Origin of the sequence: Pseudomonas agronomica, assembly GCF_025917275.1 — a bacterium.
In the GTDB taxonomy this organism is placed as follows: domain Bacteria; phylum Pseudomonadota; class Gammaproteobacteria; order Pseudomonadales; family Pseudomonadaceae; genus Aquipseudomonas; species Aquipseudomonas agronomica.
The window spans coordinates 1-14,868 of sequence record NZ_JAOSHO010000090.1; the positions used below are offsets into that span (position 1 = coordinate 1).

Sequence of the window (14,868 nt, forward strand, 5' to 3'; positions counted from 1 at the left end):
ATCCCCTCGCCACAGGGATTTCAGAATCCGTGTTCCGTTTTCGCCCTTGCTGTGGTATAAAATGCGCCGCTTTCCGGGGATGACCCCGTAAGCTTAAATCCACACACGTGTCGACACGATGACCTGGGTGCCTTCGGCTTATATAGCCGCTGGTTGGTCATTGGGATACGTGGAGGCCAAACCCGACTTATCAAGGAACTATCATGTCCCAAGTCAACATGCGCGATATGCTGAAGGCCGGTGTGCACTTCGGTCACCAGACCCGTTACTGGAACCCGAAAATGGGCAAGTACATTTTCGGCGCGCGTAACAAGATCCACATCATCAACCTTGAAAAAACCCTGCCGATGTTCAACGAAGCACTGACCTTCGTAGAGCGCCTGGCCCAGGGCAAAAACAAGATTCTGTTCGTCGGCACCAAGCGTTCCGCTGGCAAGATCGTTGCTGAAGAAGCAGCACGTTGCGGTTCGCCGTACGTCGATCACCGCTGGTTGGGCGGCATGCTGACCAACTTCAAGACCATCCGCGCTTCCATCAAGCGTCTGCGTGATCTTGAAGTCCAGTCCGAAGACGGTACTTTCGCCAAGCTGACCAAGAAAGAAGCGCTGATGCGCACTCGCGATCTTGAGAAGCTGGACCGCTCCCTGGGCGGTATCAAGGACATGGGCGGTCTGCCTGACGCACTGTTCGTGATCGACGTTGACCACGAGCGCATCGCGATCACCGAAGCCAACAAGCTGGGTATCCCGGTCATCGGCGTTGTCGATACCAACAGCAGCCCGGAAGGCGTTGACTACATCATCCCAGGCAACGATGACGCCATTCGCGCCATCCAGCTGTACATGGGTTCGATGGCTGACGCTGTGATCCGTGGTCGCAACAATGTTAATGGCGGCACCGAAGTCTTCGCTGAAGAAGCTCCGGCAGCAGCCGCTGAGTAATCGACGCCCCTGGCGTTGACTCAGTAAGCAAAAAGGGGGCTTGGCCCCCTTTTTGCCACCTCGAAAACCACTTGTCGCCAGCGCAGCTACCTGTTTGTAACTTGTCGCGGTCTATAAGCAATGGTTTTCCAGGAAGAATTGATCGCCCGTTCGGTCGGGTGGAATGGTTGAAAACCTATCCAAGAGGATTTTGAAATGGCAGAGATTACTGCAGCGTTGGTCAAAGAACTGCGCGAGCGTACCGGCGAAGGCATGATGGACTGCAAGAAAGCCTTGACCAAGGCTGGCGGCGACATCGAGAAAGCCATTGATGACATGCGTGCTTCGGGCGCCATCAAGGCTGCCAAGAAAGCTGGCAACGTTGCCGCTGAAGGCGCCATCGCCATCAAGGACGACGGTAAAGCCGCCGTTCTGCTGGAAGTCAACTCCCAGACCGACTTCCTGGCCCTGCAGGATGACTTCAAGGCATTCGTCGCTGCCAGCGTCGACAAAGCCTTCGCTGACAAACTGACCGACGCAGCTCCGCTGATCGAAGCTCAGGAAGAAGCGCGCCTGGTCCTGGTTGGCAAGACCGGCGAGAACGTCAACATCCGTCGCCTGGTTCGCGTTGAAGGTGACGTGGTCGGTACCTACCTGCACGGTAACAAGATCGGTGTTGCGGTTGTCCTGAAGGGCGGCGATACCGAACTGGCGAAAGACATCGCCATGCACGTAGCTGCAACCAACCCTGAGTTCCTGCTGCCGTCCGACGTTTCGGCTGAAGCGATCGAGCGCGAGAAGGGCGTTTTCCTGCAGCTGAACGAAGAGAAGCTGAAAGGCAAGCCTGCCGAAATCGCCGAGAAAATGGTCAGCGGCCGTATCTCCAAGTTCCTGGCCGAAGCCAGCCTGGTTGAGCAGGCGTTCGTCAAGAACCCGGAAATCAAGGTCGGCGACCTGGCGAAGAAAGCCGGTGCTGAAATCGTTTCCTTCACCTACTTCAAAGTGGGCGAAGGCATCGAGAAGCCGGTCGACAACTTCGCTGAAGAAGTTGCTGCCCAGGTAGCTGCTGCCAGCAAGCAATAAGACGGTTTCCATAACGTCGCCCAGAAGAGGCTGCCCGCTTAACGCGCGCAGCCTCTTTTTGGATGGGGATGCCGATTTTGATTGGTTTCCTGTCGGAACTGGCTTACAAAGCCGTGTTCCGATGGCGCTGTGTCAGCGTCAGACTAGAGTGAACGAGGCTGCAAACAGTCCGTTAAGAATTTTTTGAAAAAATACGCCGCAGGAGAGATTCGCAATGGCTCAGCAGGGCAGTGGTTATCAGGCTCGCTATAAACGCATTCTACTCAAGCTTAGCGGCGAGGCCCTGATGGGCTCGGAAGAGTTCGGGATCGATCCGAAAGTGCTGGACCGCATGGCCCTGGAAGTTGGCCAGTTGGTCGGGATCGGCGTTCAGGTCGGCCTGGTCATCGGCGGCGGCAACCTGTTCCGTGGCGCAGCGCTGAGCGCGGCCGGCATGGATCGGGTCACGGGCGACCACATGGGCATGCTGGCCACTGTGATGAACGCCTTGGCTATGCGCGACGCACTGGAGCGTGCCAATATCTCGGCCATCGTGATGTCGGCCATTTCCATGGTGGGCGTGACCGATCACTACGATCGCCGCAAAGCCATGCGCCACCTCAACTCCAAGGAGGTGGTGATTTTTGCCGCGGGTACCGGTAATCCGTTCTTCACCACGGATTCGGCCGCGTGCCTGCGGGCGATCGAAATCGACGCCGATGTCGTGCTCAAGGCAACCAAGGTGGATGGCGTGTATACCGCTGACCCGTTCAAAGACCCGCATGCCGAGAAGTTCGATCATCTGACCTACGATGAAGTCCTGGATCGCAAGCTGGGTGTCATGGACCTGACCGCTATCTGCCTGTGCCGCGACCACAAGATGCCGCTGCGCGTCTTCAACATGAACAAACCCGGCGCCTTGCTGAATATCGTCCATGGCGGCGCCGAAGGAACACTGATCGAGGAAGTTCAACAATGATCAATGAAATCAAGAAAGACGCTCAAGAGCGCATGCAGAAATCCCTGGACTCCCTGAGCCACGCATTCGGCCAGATTCGCACCGGCAAGGCTCACCCGAGCATCCTCGGCAGCGTCATGGTGCCTTACTACGGCACTGATACACCGCTGAGCAGCGTTGCCAACGTCACCGTGAAAGACTCGCGCACCCTGCAGGTCGTGGCTTTCGAGCGCAACATGCTCGCTGCTGTAGACAAGGCGATCCAGAGCGCCGGTCTGAACCTCAACCCAACCAACCTGGGTGAGCTGCTGCTGATCCCGATGCCGGCCCTCACCGAGGAAACGCGCAAAGGCTTCACCAAACAGGCTCGTAGCGCAGCGGAAGACGCGCGTGTTGCCGTGCGCAATATCCGTCGTGACGCGTTGGGTGAGCTGAAGAAGCTGGTCAAGGATAAGGCAATCAGCGAAGACGAAGAGCGTCGCGCCATCGCTGATATCGATAAGTTGACCAAGGACTCCGAGGCCCAGATCACCAAGGCCACGGATGAGAAAGAAAAAGACCTGATGGCCGTATAAGGGTCTCGTTTTCATGGATAAGACCAAGCAGGCCGTGCCGTTCGCGGTGCCGCGCCATGTGGCGATCATCATGGACGGCAACAACCGCTGGGCCAAGAAACGCTTCATGCCCGGCGTCGCCGGGCACAAGGCGGGGGTTGATGCGGTTCGCGCTGTCATCGAGGTGTGCGCCGAGGCTGGGGTCGAGGTGCTCACTCTGTTCGCCTTTTCCAGCGAAAACTGGCAACGTCCGGCCGATGAGGTCAGTGCGTTGATGGACCTGTTCCTCAAGGCGTTGCGGCGTGAGGCCAAGCGTCTGGATGAGAACAAGATCAGCCTGCGGATCATTGGCGATCGCTCGCGTTTTCATCCGGAACTGCAAGCTGCCATGCGTGAAGCCGAGTCCGCCACGGCTGGTTCTGATCGGTTTGTCCTGCAAATCGCTGCCAACTATGGTGGGCAGTGGGATATCGCCCAGGCGGCCCAGCGGCTGGCCCGGGAAGTCCAGGCCGGTCATCTGCGCCCCGAGGACATTACGCCCGAGCTCTTGCAAACCTGTCTGGCGACCGGTGACTTGCCATTGCCGGACTTGTGCATTCGCACCGGTGGCGAACACCGCATCAGTAATTTCCTGCTCTGGCAGCTGGCTTACGCCGAGCTGTATTTCTCCGACCTGTTCTGGCCGGACTTCAAACACGAAGCCATGCGCACCGCGCTGGCCGATTTCGCTTCCCGTCAGCGTCGCTTCGGTAAAACGAGCGAGCAGATCGAAGCTGGAGCCCGGGTTTAATGCTCAAACAACGAATCATCACTGCCCTGATCCTGCTGCCCATCGCCTTGGGCGGCTTTTTCCTGCTCGAGGGTGGCAGTTTTGCGCTGTTCATCGGTCTGGTCGTGACCTTGGGGGCGTGGGAATGGGCCCGGCTGGCGGGTTTTCCTGCGCAGTCGGCACGGGTGGTCTACGCAGCGGCCGTGGCGGCCATGTTGTTCATCATGTACGTAGTTCCCGGCCTCGCTCCATGGGTGCTCGGTGCCGCGGTACTGTGGTGGGCGGTGGCGACCTTCCTGGTCCTGACCTACCCGCGGACGACGCACCACTGGGCCAACGCGGCGACCAAGCTGGTGATTGGCCTGTTGATCCTGTTGCCGGCATGGCAGGGGCTTATCTGGATCAAGCAAGGGCCGCTGGGCAACTGGCAGATCATGGCGGTAATGGTGCTGGTCTGGGGTGCCGATGTCGGGGCGTACTTCTCCGGTCGGGCCTTCGGCAAGCGCAAGCTCGCGCCAAAAGTCAGCCCTGGCAAAAGTTGGGAAGGTGTCTACGGTGGCCTGGCCTTGAGCCTGGTGATCACCACCGTGGTCGGCTTCGTGCGGGACTGGACCGTCGCGCAACTCCTGATGGGGCTGTTTGGCGCCGCCCTGATCGTCTTCGTGTCCGTGGTCGGTGACCTGACCGAAAGCATGTTCAAGCGCCAATCCGGAATCAAGGACAGCAGTAACCTGCTGCCTGGCCACGGTGGTGTGCTGGATCGCATCGACAGCCTGACCGCCGCGATCCCGATCTTTGCCGTGCTGTTGTGGATGGCGGCATCGTGAGTCGTCCCCAGCAGATTACCGTCCTGGGGGCCACCGGTTCGATAGGCCTCAGTACGCTGGACGTGATTGGCCGGCACCCGGAGCGCTATCAGGTGTTCGCCCTCAGCGGCTTTACTCGCCTCAACGAGCTGCTGGCGCTGTGCATTCGCCATGCGCCGCGGTTTGCCGTGGTGCCCGAGGCCGGCGTGGCTCGGGCATTGCAGGATGACCTGAATGCGGCCGGCTTGCAGACGCGCGTCCTGGTGGGGGAGGAGGGCTTGTGTCAGGTAGCCTCCGATCCTGAAGTCGATGCCGTGATGGCGGCGATTGTCGGGGCGGCGGGTTTGCGTCCGACGCTGGCGGCGGTGGAGGCTGGCAAGAAGATTTTGCTGGCCAACAAGGAAGCGCTGGTGATGTCGGGTGCGCTGTTCATGCAGGCAGTGCGCAAGAGCGGCTCGGTACTGCTGCCTATCGACAGCGAACACAACGCGATTTTTCAATGCATGCCCCGGGATTTTTCCCGTGGCTTGGGGGCGGTCGGTGTCAGGAGGATTCTTCTGACAGCTTCTGGTGGTCCCTTCCGGCAGACACCGTTGGACGAGTTGGTGCATGTTTCACCCGACCAGGCTTGCGCCCATCCGAACTGGTCCATGGGGCGCAAGATTTCCGTGGATTCGGCCAGCATGATGAACAAAGGGCTGGAGCTGATCGAGGCCTGCTGGCTGTTCGATGCCGAACCGGCCCAGGTCGAGGTGGTCATCCATCCGCAAAGCGTTATCCACTCTCTCGTGGATTACGTGGATGGCTCGGTGCTGGCCCAGTTGGGCAATCCGGACATGCGCACGCCTATTGCCAACGCGTTGGCCTGGCCAGAGCGGATTGATTCAGGTGTGGCACCATTGGACCTGTTTGCCATTGCCCGCCTGGACTTCCAGGCGCCCGATGAGCAGCGTTTCCCCTGTCTGCGCCTGGCGCGACAGGCGGCCGAAGCGGGTAACAGCGCGCCGGCCATGCTTAACGCCGCCAACGAGGTGGCGGTTGCAGCGTTTCTCGATGGGCGTGTCCGCTACCTCGAGATCGCGAGTATCATCGAAGAGGTCTTGAATCTCGAAGCCGTGGTTTCGCTCGAGGACCTCGATGCGGTATTCACGGCGGATGCCAGGGCTCGTGAGCTGGCGGGCCAGTGGTTGAAGCGCCACGGGCGCTGAGGCTGCGGTACGTTAGCCGGGGTTGTCCCAGGCAGGATTGTGGAGAAAACAGATGAGCGCGCTCTATATGATTGTCGGCACCCTGGTTGCGCTGGGGGTGCTGGTCACTTTTCACGAATTCGGCCACTTCTGGGTCGCGCGTCGCTGTGGCGTCAAGGTTCTGCGCTTTTCCGTCGGTTTCGGCATGCCGTTGTTGCGCTGGCATGACAGGAAAGGCACCGAGTTCGTCGTGGCAGCCATTCCGTTGGGCGGCTACGTCAAGATGCTTGACGAGCGCGAAGGCGAAGTCCCCGCCGATCAGCTCGATCAGTCCTTCAATCGCAAGACCGTCCGTCAGCGCATCGCCATCGTCGCTGCGGGTCCGATCGCCAATTTCCTGCTGGCCATGGTGTTTTTCTGGGCGCTGGCCATGCTGGGTAGCGAGCAGGTGCGGCCTGTCATCGGCGCGGTCGAGGCGGGCAGCGTTGCGGCACGGGCCGGATTGGGCGCGGGCCAGGAAATCGTTGCCATCGACGGCGAGCCAACGTCGGGCTGGGCTGCGGTCAACTTGCAGTTGGTGCGTCGCCTGGGTGAAAGCGGCTCGCTGCAACTGATGGTGCGTGAACAGGGCTCGACGGCGGATTCGCCTCGGGAGCTGGTCCTCGACAACTGGCTCAAGGGGGCCGATGAGCCTGACCCGATCCGTTCCCTGGGGATTCGCCCATGGCGTCCCGCGTTGCCGCCCGTGCTTGCCGAACTTGATCCGAAAGGCCCGGCCAACGCTGCCGGCCTGAAAGCGGGCGACCGTTTGCTGGCATTCGACGGCCAACCTGTCAGTGACTGGCAACAGGTGGTCGACTCGGTTCGTGTTCGCCCTGATACCAAAATCATGCTGCGTGTCGAGCGCGATGGTGCTTCAATCGACGTCCCTGTCGCACTGGCTGCCCGTGGCGAGAGCAAGGCGCCGACCGGTTACCTGGGGGCGGGCGTCAAGGCGGTCGACTGGCCACCGGAAATGATCCGCGAGGTCAGCTTCGGGCCTGTCGCGGCAATCGGCGAGGGTGCGCGGCGTACTTGGACCATGAGTGTCCTGACCCTCGACTCGCTGAAGAAAATGTTGTTCGGCGAGCTCTCGGTAAAAAACTTGAGTGGACCGATAACCATTGCTAAAGTGGCGGGCGCTTCTGCCCAGTCGGGCGTTGCTGATTTCCTGAATTTCCTTGCTTATCTGAGCATTAGCCTGGGGGTTCTGAATTTGCTGCCCATCCCGGTACTGGATGGGGGGCATCTGCTGTTTTATCTGATCGAGTGGGCGCGTGGTCGTCCCTTGTCGGATCGGGTGCAAGGTTGGGGGATACAGATCGGTATCAGCTTGGTGGTCGGGGTGATGTTGCTTGCCTTGGTCAACGATCTGGGTCGTCTGTAACGCTTCGCTGAATTGCGAATCTGCCGCATTTTGCGGCAGTTTGTTTATTGCCAGTTGGAATAAGAAAGGACTTCATGAAACGTCTGCTGCTAACTGCGGTTCTCACCGTATTGATGATCGCCGAAGTTCACGCCGAGTCCTTCACTATCTCTGATATTCGCGTCAACGGCCTCCAGCGGGTTTCCGCGGGTAGCGTCTTTGGTGCCTTGCCGCTGAACGTCGGCGAGCAGGCGGATGATCGGCGCCTGGTGGAATCCACTCGTGCGTTGTTCAAGACCGGCTTCTTTCAAGATATCCAGCTGGGCCGCGACGGCAATGTCCTGGTCATCACGGTAGTCGAACGTCCGTCGGTCGCCAGTATCGAGATCGAGGGCAACAAGGCGATCTCCACCGAAGACCTGATGAAAGGCCTGAAGCAATCGGGCCTGGCCGAAGGCGAGATCTTCCAGCGCGCGACACTCGAAGGCGTTCGTAACGAGTTGCAGCGCCAATACGTTGCCCAGGGCCGCTACTCGGCCACCGTTGATACCGAAGTCGTCCCGCAACCGCGCAACCGCGTTGGCCTGAAGGTGAACATCAACGAAGGCACCGTTGCCGCCATCCAGCACATCAACGTGGTGGGCAACACGGTTTTCCCAGACGAAGACCTGATCGACCTGTTCGAACTCAAGACCACCAACTGGTTGTCATTCTTCAAGAACGACGACAAGTACGCCCGTGAAAAACTCTCCGGTGACCTGGAGCGCCTGCGTTCCTACTACCTGGACCGCGGCTACATCAACATGGACATCGCTTCGACCCAGGTGTCGATCACCCCGGACAAGAAGCACGTCTATATCACTGTCAACGTCAACGAAGGCGAGAAATACACCGTTCGTGACGTCAAGCTCAGCGGCGACCTGAAGGTCCCTGAAGACCAGGTCAAGTCGCTTCTGCTGGTGCAGAAGGGCCAGGTGTTCTCGCGCAAGCTGATGACCACCACGTCCGAGCTGATCACCCGTCGCCTGGGTAACGAGGGCTATACCTTCGCCAACGTCAACGGCGTACCGCAGCCGCACGATGATGACCATACCGTCGATATCACCTTTGCCGTGGATCCAGGCAAGCGTGCGTACGTCAACCGCATCAATTTCCGTGGCAACACCAAGTCCGAGGACGAAGTGCTGCGCCGTGAAATGCGCCAGATGGAAGGTGGCTGGGCATCGACCTACCTGATCGATCAATCCAAGACCCGCCTGGAGCGCCTGGGCTTCTTCAAGGAAGTCAACGTCGAGACCCCGGCCGTACCGGGCGTCGATGACCAGGTTGACGTGAACTACAGCGTCGAGGAGCAGGCTTCCGGTTCGATCACCGCGAGCGTCGGTTTTGCCCAGAGCGCCGGCCTGATCCTGGGCGGCTCGATCACCCAGAACAACTTCCTTGGTACCGGTAACAAGGTCAGCATCGGCCTGACTCGCAGCGAATACCAGACCCGCTACAACTTTGGCTACGTGGACCCCTACTGGACTGCCGATGGCGTGAGCCTGGGCTACAACGCCTTTTATCGCACCACTGACTACGACGAACTCGATTCGGACATTTCCAGCTATGCGGTGGACAGCCTCGGTGCCGGCGTCAACGTGGGCTATCCGATCAGTGAGACTTCGCGCCTGACCTTTGGCCTTACCGCCCAGCAGGACAAGATCAACACCGGTCGTTACACCGTTGATGAAATCTTCGACTTCGTTAACAAGGAAGGCGATAACTACCTGAACTTCAAGGCGTCTGCCGGTTGGTCCGAGTCGACCCTGAACAAGGGTGTGTTGGCGACACGCGGTCACTCCCAGAGCCTGGTTCTTGAGTCGACCATCCCGGGCAGCGACCTGTCGTTCTTCAAGCTCGATTATCGTGGCCAACTGTTCCAGCCGCTGACCGATAACTACACCATGCGCCTGCACACCGAGCTGGGTTATGGCGATGGCTACGGTTCGACTGACGGCCTGCCGTTCTACGAGAACTACTATGCCGGTGGTTTCAACTCGGTACGTGGTTTCAAGGACAGCACTCTGGGTCCACGCAGCACGCCGAGCCGTGGCACGAACCCGGGCACGATTGCAGACCCGGACCAGGATCCGCTGCCGTTCGGTGGCAATGTGCTCATCCAGGGCGGCGCCGAGATCCTGTTCCCGATGCCGTTCGTCAAGGATCAGCGTTCCCTGCGTACCTCGGTATTCTGGGACGTGGGTAACGTATTCGACTCCAGTTGCGATAACACCACCAACGCCAACGGTACGAGTTCCAACACCAAGTGCAACGACATCAGCCTGAGCAACATGGCCAGCTCCGTCGGCGTGGGCGTGACCTGGGTCACCGCGCTGGGCCCGTTGAGCTTCGCGCTGGCGATGCCGATCAAGAAACCGGATGACGCTGAAACCCAAGTGTTCCAATTTTCCCTCGGCCAGACGTTCTAATTGTCCGGCCCAAGATAACGACAATGGATTTTGTAGGAGTACATCGTGCGTAAGTTGACTCAATTGGTTCTCCTGGCGACCGTACTGGTCGCAGGTCCGGCTTTTGCCGACATGAAGATCGCCGTGCTGAATTATCAAATGGCCCTGCTGGAGTCCGATGCGGCGAAGAAATATGCCGTGGACGCCGAGAAGAAATTCGGCCCGCAACTGACCAAGCTCAAGGGCCTGGAAAGCAGCGCCAAGGGTATCCAGGACCGTCTGGTCGCCGGTGGCGACAAGATGGCCCAGGGCGAGCGCGAGCGTCTTGAGCTGGAATTCAAGCAGAAGGCCCGCGACTTCCAGTTCCAGTCCAAGGAACTGAACGAAGCGAAAGCCGTGGCCGACCGCGAAATGCTCAAGCAGCTCAAGCCGAAACTCGACAGTGCCGTGGAAGAAGTCATCAAGAAAGGCGGTTTCGACCTGGTGTTCGAGCGCGGCGCAGTGATCGATGTCAAACCTCAATACGACATCACGCGCCAGGTTATCGAGCGCATGAATCAGCTGAAGTAATCCATGACAGCGACTATCAAACTCGGCCAGCTGGCTGAGTTCCTCGGCGCCACCCTGCGTGGCGACCCGGAGAAGGCAATTACTGGGCTAGCCACTTTGCAAGAGGCTGGCCCAGCTCAGTTGAGCTTTCTGGCAAATCCCCAATACCGCAAATACCTGGTCGACAGCCGGGCCGCAGCACTGTTGCTGAAGGCCGATGATGCGGAAGGGTTTGCCGGCGATGCGCTGATTGTGCCGGACCCGTACCTGGCGTATGCGCGGATTTCCCATCTGTTCGACCCGAAACCAAAGTCTGCTGCGGGTATCCACCCTTCAGCAGTGATCGCGGCGGATGCGATCGTTGACCCCACGGCCAGCATCGGGCCGTTTGTCGTCATCGAAAGCGCGGCCCGGATTGGCGCTGGCGTGACGCTGGGCGCCCACTGCTTTGTCGGCGCGCGCAGCGAGATCGGTGAGGGCGGCTGGTTGGCACCGCGCGTCACCCTGTATCACGATGTGCGCATCGGCAAGCGGGTGGTGATCCAATCTGGCGCGGTACTCGGTGGTGAAGGGTTCGGTTTTGCCAATGAAAAAGGCGTCTGGCAGAAGATCGCCCAGATCGGCGGCGTGACCGTCGGCGATGATGTGGAGATCGGCGTCAATACCGCGATCGACCGTGGTGCGCTTGCCGACACCGTCATTGGTAACGGCGTCAAGCTCGACAACCAGATCCAGATCGCCCACAACGTCCAGGTCGGTGACCACACCGCCATGGCTGCTTGCGTGGGTATTTCCGGCAGTACCAAGATCGGCAGGCATTGCATGCTGGCCGGTGGCGTAGGGCTGGTAGGCCACATCGAAATCTGTGACAACGTTTTCCTGACCGGCATGACCATGGTCACCCACTCGATTACCGAGCCGGGTTCCTATTCATCCGGTACGGCAATGCAGCCAGCGGCCGAATGGCGCAAGAGCGCGGCGCGTATCCGCCAGCTCGACGACATGGCTCGACGACTGCGACAGCTGGAAAAGCGTGTAGGGGACGTGACCCCTGGCGGTAATGCTTCATCAGATGGCTGATACCATTTCCATATCAAGTGTGCACAGCCGCTAGGCCTTGGCCTCCTTGATTTGCTAGCGGGGTGCGCGTCAATCGTGCGCTCCCAATCTTTACATAGGCTTCCCCCCGAAATGATGGACATCAACGAGATTCGCGAATACCTGCCTCACCGTTACCCGTTCCTGCTGGTGGATCGGGTCGTGGACCTGGATGTTGAAGGCAAGCGCATTCGCGCCTACAAGAATGTCAGCATCAACGAACCGTTCTTCAATGGCCACTTCCCCGCGCATCCCATCATGCCGGGCGTATTGATCATCGAGGCGATGGCTCAGGCTGCCGGGATCCTTGGTTTCAAAATGCTCGACGTGAAGCCTGCCGATGGCACGCTCTATTATTTCGTCGGTTCCGACAAACTGCGCTTTCGCCAGCCAGTGACCCCGGGCGATCAATTGATCCTCGAGGCCAAGTTCATCAGCTGCAAGCGCCAGATCTGGAAATTCGAATGCCAGGCTTCGGTCGATGGCAAGCCGGTCTGCTCCGCTGAAATCATCTGCGCGGAACGCAAACTATGAGTTTGATTGACCCTCGCGCAATCATCGATCCGTCGGCCGTGCTGGCCGCCGACGTCGAGGTTGGCCCTTGGTCGATCGTCGGCGCAGGTGTGGAAATCGGCGAGGGCACGGTGATCGGCCCCCACGTAATTCTCAAGGGGCCGACCCGGATCGGCCGGCACAATCGCATCTACCAGTTTTCGTCGGTAGGCGAGGACACGCCCGATCTGAAGTACAAAGGTGAAGAAACCCGTCTGGTCATTGGCGATCACAACGTGATCCGCGAAGGCGTGACGATTCACCGTGGCACCGTCCAGGACCGTTCCGAAACGACCCTGGGCGACCACAACCTGATCATGGCCTATGCCCATATCGGCCACGACAGCGTCATTGGCAACCATTGCATCCTTGTCAACAACACCGCATTGGCCGGCCATGTGCACGTGGATGACTGGGCTATCCTGTCCGGCTTCACCCTGGTTCACCAGTATTGCCATATTGGCGCCCACAGTTTCTCCGGCATGGGCACCGCCATCGGCAAGGATGTTCCCGCGTACGTCACCGTGTTCGGTAACCCGGCCGAAGCCCGCAGCATGAACTTCGAAGGCATGCGCCGTCGTGGCTTCAGCGAAGAGGCGATCACAGCGCTGCGTCGCGCCTACAAGGTCGTGTACCGCCAGGGCCTGACGGTCGAGCAGGCGCTCGCTGAATTGGCCGAGGCGTCGGCGCAGTTCCCGGAGGTCGCGACATTCCGCGATTCGATCCAGTCTTCGACCCGCGGCATCACGCGCTGACCATGGCTAATCTGCGTATTGCGCTGGTGGCGGGGGAGGCTTCCGGTGACATCCTGGGTGCCGGTCTGATGCGTGCGCTCAAGGCGCAGCATCCCGCAGTCGAATTCATCGGTGTTGGTGGGCCATTGATGCAGGCCGAAGGGCTGGAATCCTACTTCCCCATGGAGCGCCTGTCAGTCATGGGCTTGGTGGAAGTGCTCGGTCGCTTGCGGGAGTTGCTGGCCCGGCGCAAGAAGCTGATCCAGACGCTGATCGAAGAAAAACCGGACGTCTTCATCGGTATCGATGCGCCGGATTTCACCCTCAATATCGAACTCAAATTGCGCCAGGCGGGTATCAAGACCGTGCATTACGTCAGCCCGTCGGTCTGGGCCTGGCGGCAGAAACGCGTGTTGAAGATCCGCGAAGGTTGCGACCTGATGCTGACGCTGCTGCCGTTCGAGGCCCGTTTCTACGAAGAAAAAGGCGTACCCGTGCGGTTTGTCGGACACACCCTGGCCGATACCATCCCCCTGGAGGCGGACCGCGCGGCGGCGCGCCAGGCGTTGGGCCTGCCCGAAGGGCCGCTGGTGGCGTTGATGCCCGGCAGTCGTGGCGGCGAAGTGAGTCGCCTGGGCGGTCTGTTCTTCGACGCCGCTGAACGCCTGCGGATGATGCGGCCTGGTGTACGTTTTGTCTTGCCGTGTGCCAGTCCGCAGCGTCGAGCCCAGTTGGAGGCCCTGCTGGTCGGTCGCGATTTGCCGGTCACGTTGCTCGACGGTCGCTCCCATGATGCGCTGGCGGCGTGTGACGCTGTGTTGATTGCCTCCGGCACTGCTACCCTTGAGGCGTTGCTGTTCAAACGCCCGATGGTGGTTGCCTATCGCCTGGCGCCGCTGACGTTCTGGATACTCAAGCGCATGGTCAAGAGTCCTTACGTTTCTTTGCCCAATCTGCTGGCCCAGCGCCTGCTGGTCCCCGAGTTGCTGCAGGACGATGCGACCGCGGACGCTTTGGCCAACACGTTGTCGCCCTTGATCGACGGCGGCGAGGAACAGACTCGGGGCTTTGACGAAATCCACCGTACCTTGCGTCGTGATGCCTCCAATCAGGCGGCTGACGCGGTACTGACCCTGATCGGCGCAAAATCATGAGCAACGTAAAGCTGCAGATGGGCCTGGATTTCAACCTGGTCGCCGAAGTGGAAGAGCTGGTGGCCGGTGTCGATGAAGTAGGGCGCGGGCCTTTGTGCGGCGCGGTGGTGACGGCGGCGGTGATTCTCGATCCGAACCGGCCGATCCTCGGCCTCAATGATTCGAAGAAGCTCACCGAAGCCCGTCGCGAGAAACTCTACGACGAAATCTGCGAGAAGGCCCTGAGCTGGTGCATCGCCCGGGCCGAAGTCGAAGAAATCGATGAGCTCAATATCCTGCACGCCACCATGCTCGCCATGCAGCGTGCGGTGCAGGGGCTGCACATCACGCCGAAGCTGGCGATGATCGACGGCAATCGTTGCCCGAAACTGTCGATGCGCGCCGAAGCGGTCATCCAGGGCGACGGCAAGGTGCCCGCCATCGCGGCGGCTTCGATCCTGGCCAAGGTCAGCCGTGACCGGGAAATGAGCGCCTTCGAGTTGATCTACCCGGGCTACGGCATCGGCAGCCACAAGGGCTATCCGACCCCCGTCCACCTGGAAGCCCTGGCGCGCCTCGGGCCAACGCCCATTCATCGGCGTTCGTTTGCCCCGGTTAGGCTGGCTTATGAAGCGCGGGATGGCTTGATTGTGAGCAATCTTGCCGAGGGGATTTAGCGAAACGTCGCAAT

The 14,868-nt window shown here is 59.9% G+C and carries 15 protein-coding genes; all 15 read left to right on the plus strand.

All coding sequences use genetic code 11. The annotated features are described in order from the left end of the window. Positions 1-203 precede the first annotated feature (203 nt). The 15 genes from rpsB (at position 204) to rnhB (ending at position 14,854) form a co-directional block, all read left to right on the plus strand. Positions 204-941 carry a 30S ribosomal protein S2 gene (gene rpsB / locus OC610_RS09610; RefSeq protein WP_003198231.1) on the plus strand — a complete coding sequence of 246 codons (738 nt, stop codon included), beginning with the start codon at positions 204-206 and terminating at the stop codon, positions 939-941. Positions 942-1,136: 195 nt separating this feature from the next. Next, positions 1,137-2,003: a translation elongation factor Ts gene (gene tsf / locus OC610_RS09615; protein ID WP_030139490.1), complete on the plus strand. Its 867-nt coding sequence runs from the start codon at positions 1,137-1,139 to the stop codon at positions 2,001-2,003. A 214-nt stretch (positions 2,004-2,217) separates the two neighbouring features. Then, positions 2,218-2,961 carry a UMP kinase gene (pyrH, locus tag OC610_RS09620; protein WP_003198235.1) on the plus strand — a complete coding sequence of 248 codons (744 nt, stop codon included), beginning with the start codon at positions 2,218-2,220 and terminating at the stop codon, positions 2,959-2,961. Continuing rightward, a complete protein-coding gene (gene frr / locus OC610_RS09625) occupies positions 2,958-3,515 on the plus strand; it encodes a ribosome recycling factor (RefSeq protein ID WP_181289173.1) in 558 nt (185 codons plus the stop codon). Before pyrH ends, frr begins: the two co-directional genes overlap by 4 nt. A 13-nt stretch (positions 3,516-3,528) precedes the next feature. After that, on the plus strand, positions 3,529-4,284 hold the full coding sequence (gene uppS / locus OC610_RS09630; RefSeq protein ID WP_264427594.1) for a polyprenyl diphosphate synthase: 756 nt from the start codon (positions 3,529-3,531) through the stop codon (positions 4,282-4,284). Next, complete coding sequence (locus tag OC610_RS09635) at positions 4,284-5,090, plus strand: phosphatidate cytidylyltransferase (RefSeq protein WP_264427595.1); 807 nt, start codon at positions 4,284-4,286, stop codon at positions 5,088-5,090. The genes uppS and OC610_RS09635 overlap by 1 nt, the downstream gene beginning before the upstream one ends. Then, positions 5,087-6,277 (plus strand): 1-deoxy-D-xylulose-5-phosphate reductoisomerase, encoded by a 1,191-nt coding sequence (gene ispC / locus OC610_RS09640; protein ID WP_264427596.1) that lies wholly within the window; start codon positions 5,087-5,089, stop codon positions 6,275-6,277. Before OC610_RS09635 ends, ispC begins: the two co-directional genes overlap by 4 nt. A 52-nt stretch (positions 6,278-6,329) precedes the next feature. Further along, the gene (gene rseP / locus OC610_RS09645; protein WP_264427597.1) at positions 6,330-7,682 is read left to right on the plus strand and encodes an RIP metalloprotease RseP; all 1,353 of its coding nucleotides are present in this window, start codon (positions 6,330-6,332) and stop codon (positions 7,680-7,682) included. Between the two features lie 74 nt (positions 7,683-7,756). After that, positions 7,757-10,132 (plus strand): outer membrane protein assembly factor BamA, encoded by a 2,376-nt coding sequence (gene bamA / locus OC610_RS09650; protein WP_264427598.1) that lies wholly within the window; start codon positions 7,757-7,759, stop codon positions 10,130-10,132. Positions 10,133-10,177: 45 nt separating this feature from the next. Continuing rightward, complete coding sequence (locus OC610_RS09655) at positions 10,178-10,681, plus strand: OmpH family outer membrane protein (RefSeq protein WP_003184901.1); 504 nt, start codon at positions 10,178-10,180, stop codon at positions 10,679-10,681. A 3-nt stretch (positions 10,682-10,684) separates the two neighbouring features. Continuing rightward, the gene (lpxD, locus tag OC610_RS09660) at positions 10,685-11,740 is read left to right on the plus strand and encodes a UDP-3-O-(3-hydroxymyristoyl)glucosamine N-acyltransferase (RefSeq protein WP_264427599.1); all 1,056 of its coding nucleotides are present in this window, start codon (positions 10,685-10,687) and stop codon (positions 11,738-11,740) included. A 111-nt stretch (positions 11,741-11,851) separates the two neighbouring features. After that, positions 11,852-12,292, plus strand: a complete 441-nt coding sequence (fabZ, locus tag OC610_RS09665) for a 3-hydroxyacyl-ACP dehydratase FabZ (RefSeq protein ID WP_003184897.1) — start codon at positions 11,852-11,854, stop codon at positions 12,290-12,292. Beyond that, positions 12,289-13,065 carry an acyl-ACP--UDP-N-acetylglucosamine O-acyltransferase gene (gene lpxA, locus OC610_RS09670; protein WP_264427600.1) on the plus strand — a complete coding sequence of 259 codons (777 nt, stop codon included), beginning with the start codon at positions 12,289-12,291 and terminating at the stop codon, positions 13,063-13,065. The genes fabZ and lpxA overlap by 4 nt, the downstream gene beginning before the upstream one ends. Positions 13,066-13,067: 2 nt before the next feature. Beyond that, on the plus strand, positions 13,068-14,198 hold the full coding sequence (gene lpxB, locus OC610_RS09675) for a lipid-A-disaccharide synthase (protein WP_264427601.1): 1,131 nt from the start codon (positions 13,068-13,070) through the stop codon (positions 14,196-14,198). Between the two features lie 11 nt (positions 14,199-14,209). Continuing rightward, positions 14,210-14,854 carry a ribonuclease HII gene (gene rnhB / locus OC610_RS09680; protein WP_264427602.1) on the plus strand — a complete coding sequence of 215 codons (645 nt, stop codon included), beginning with the start codon at positions 14,210-14,212 and terminating at the stop codon, positions 14,852-14,854. The last annotated feature ends 14 nt before the right edge of the window (positions 14,855-14,868 follow it).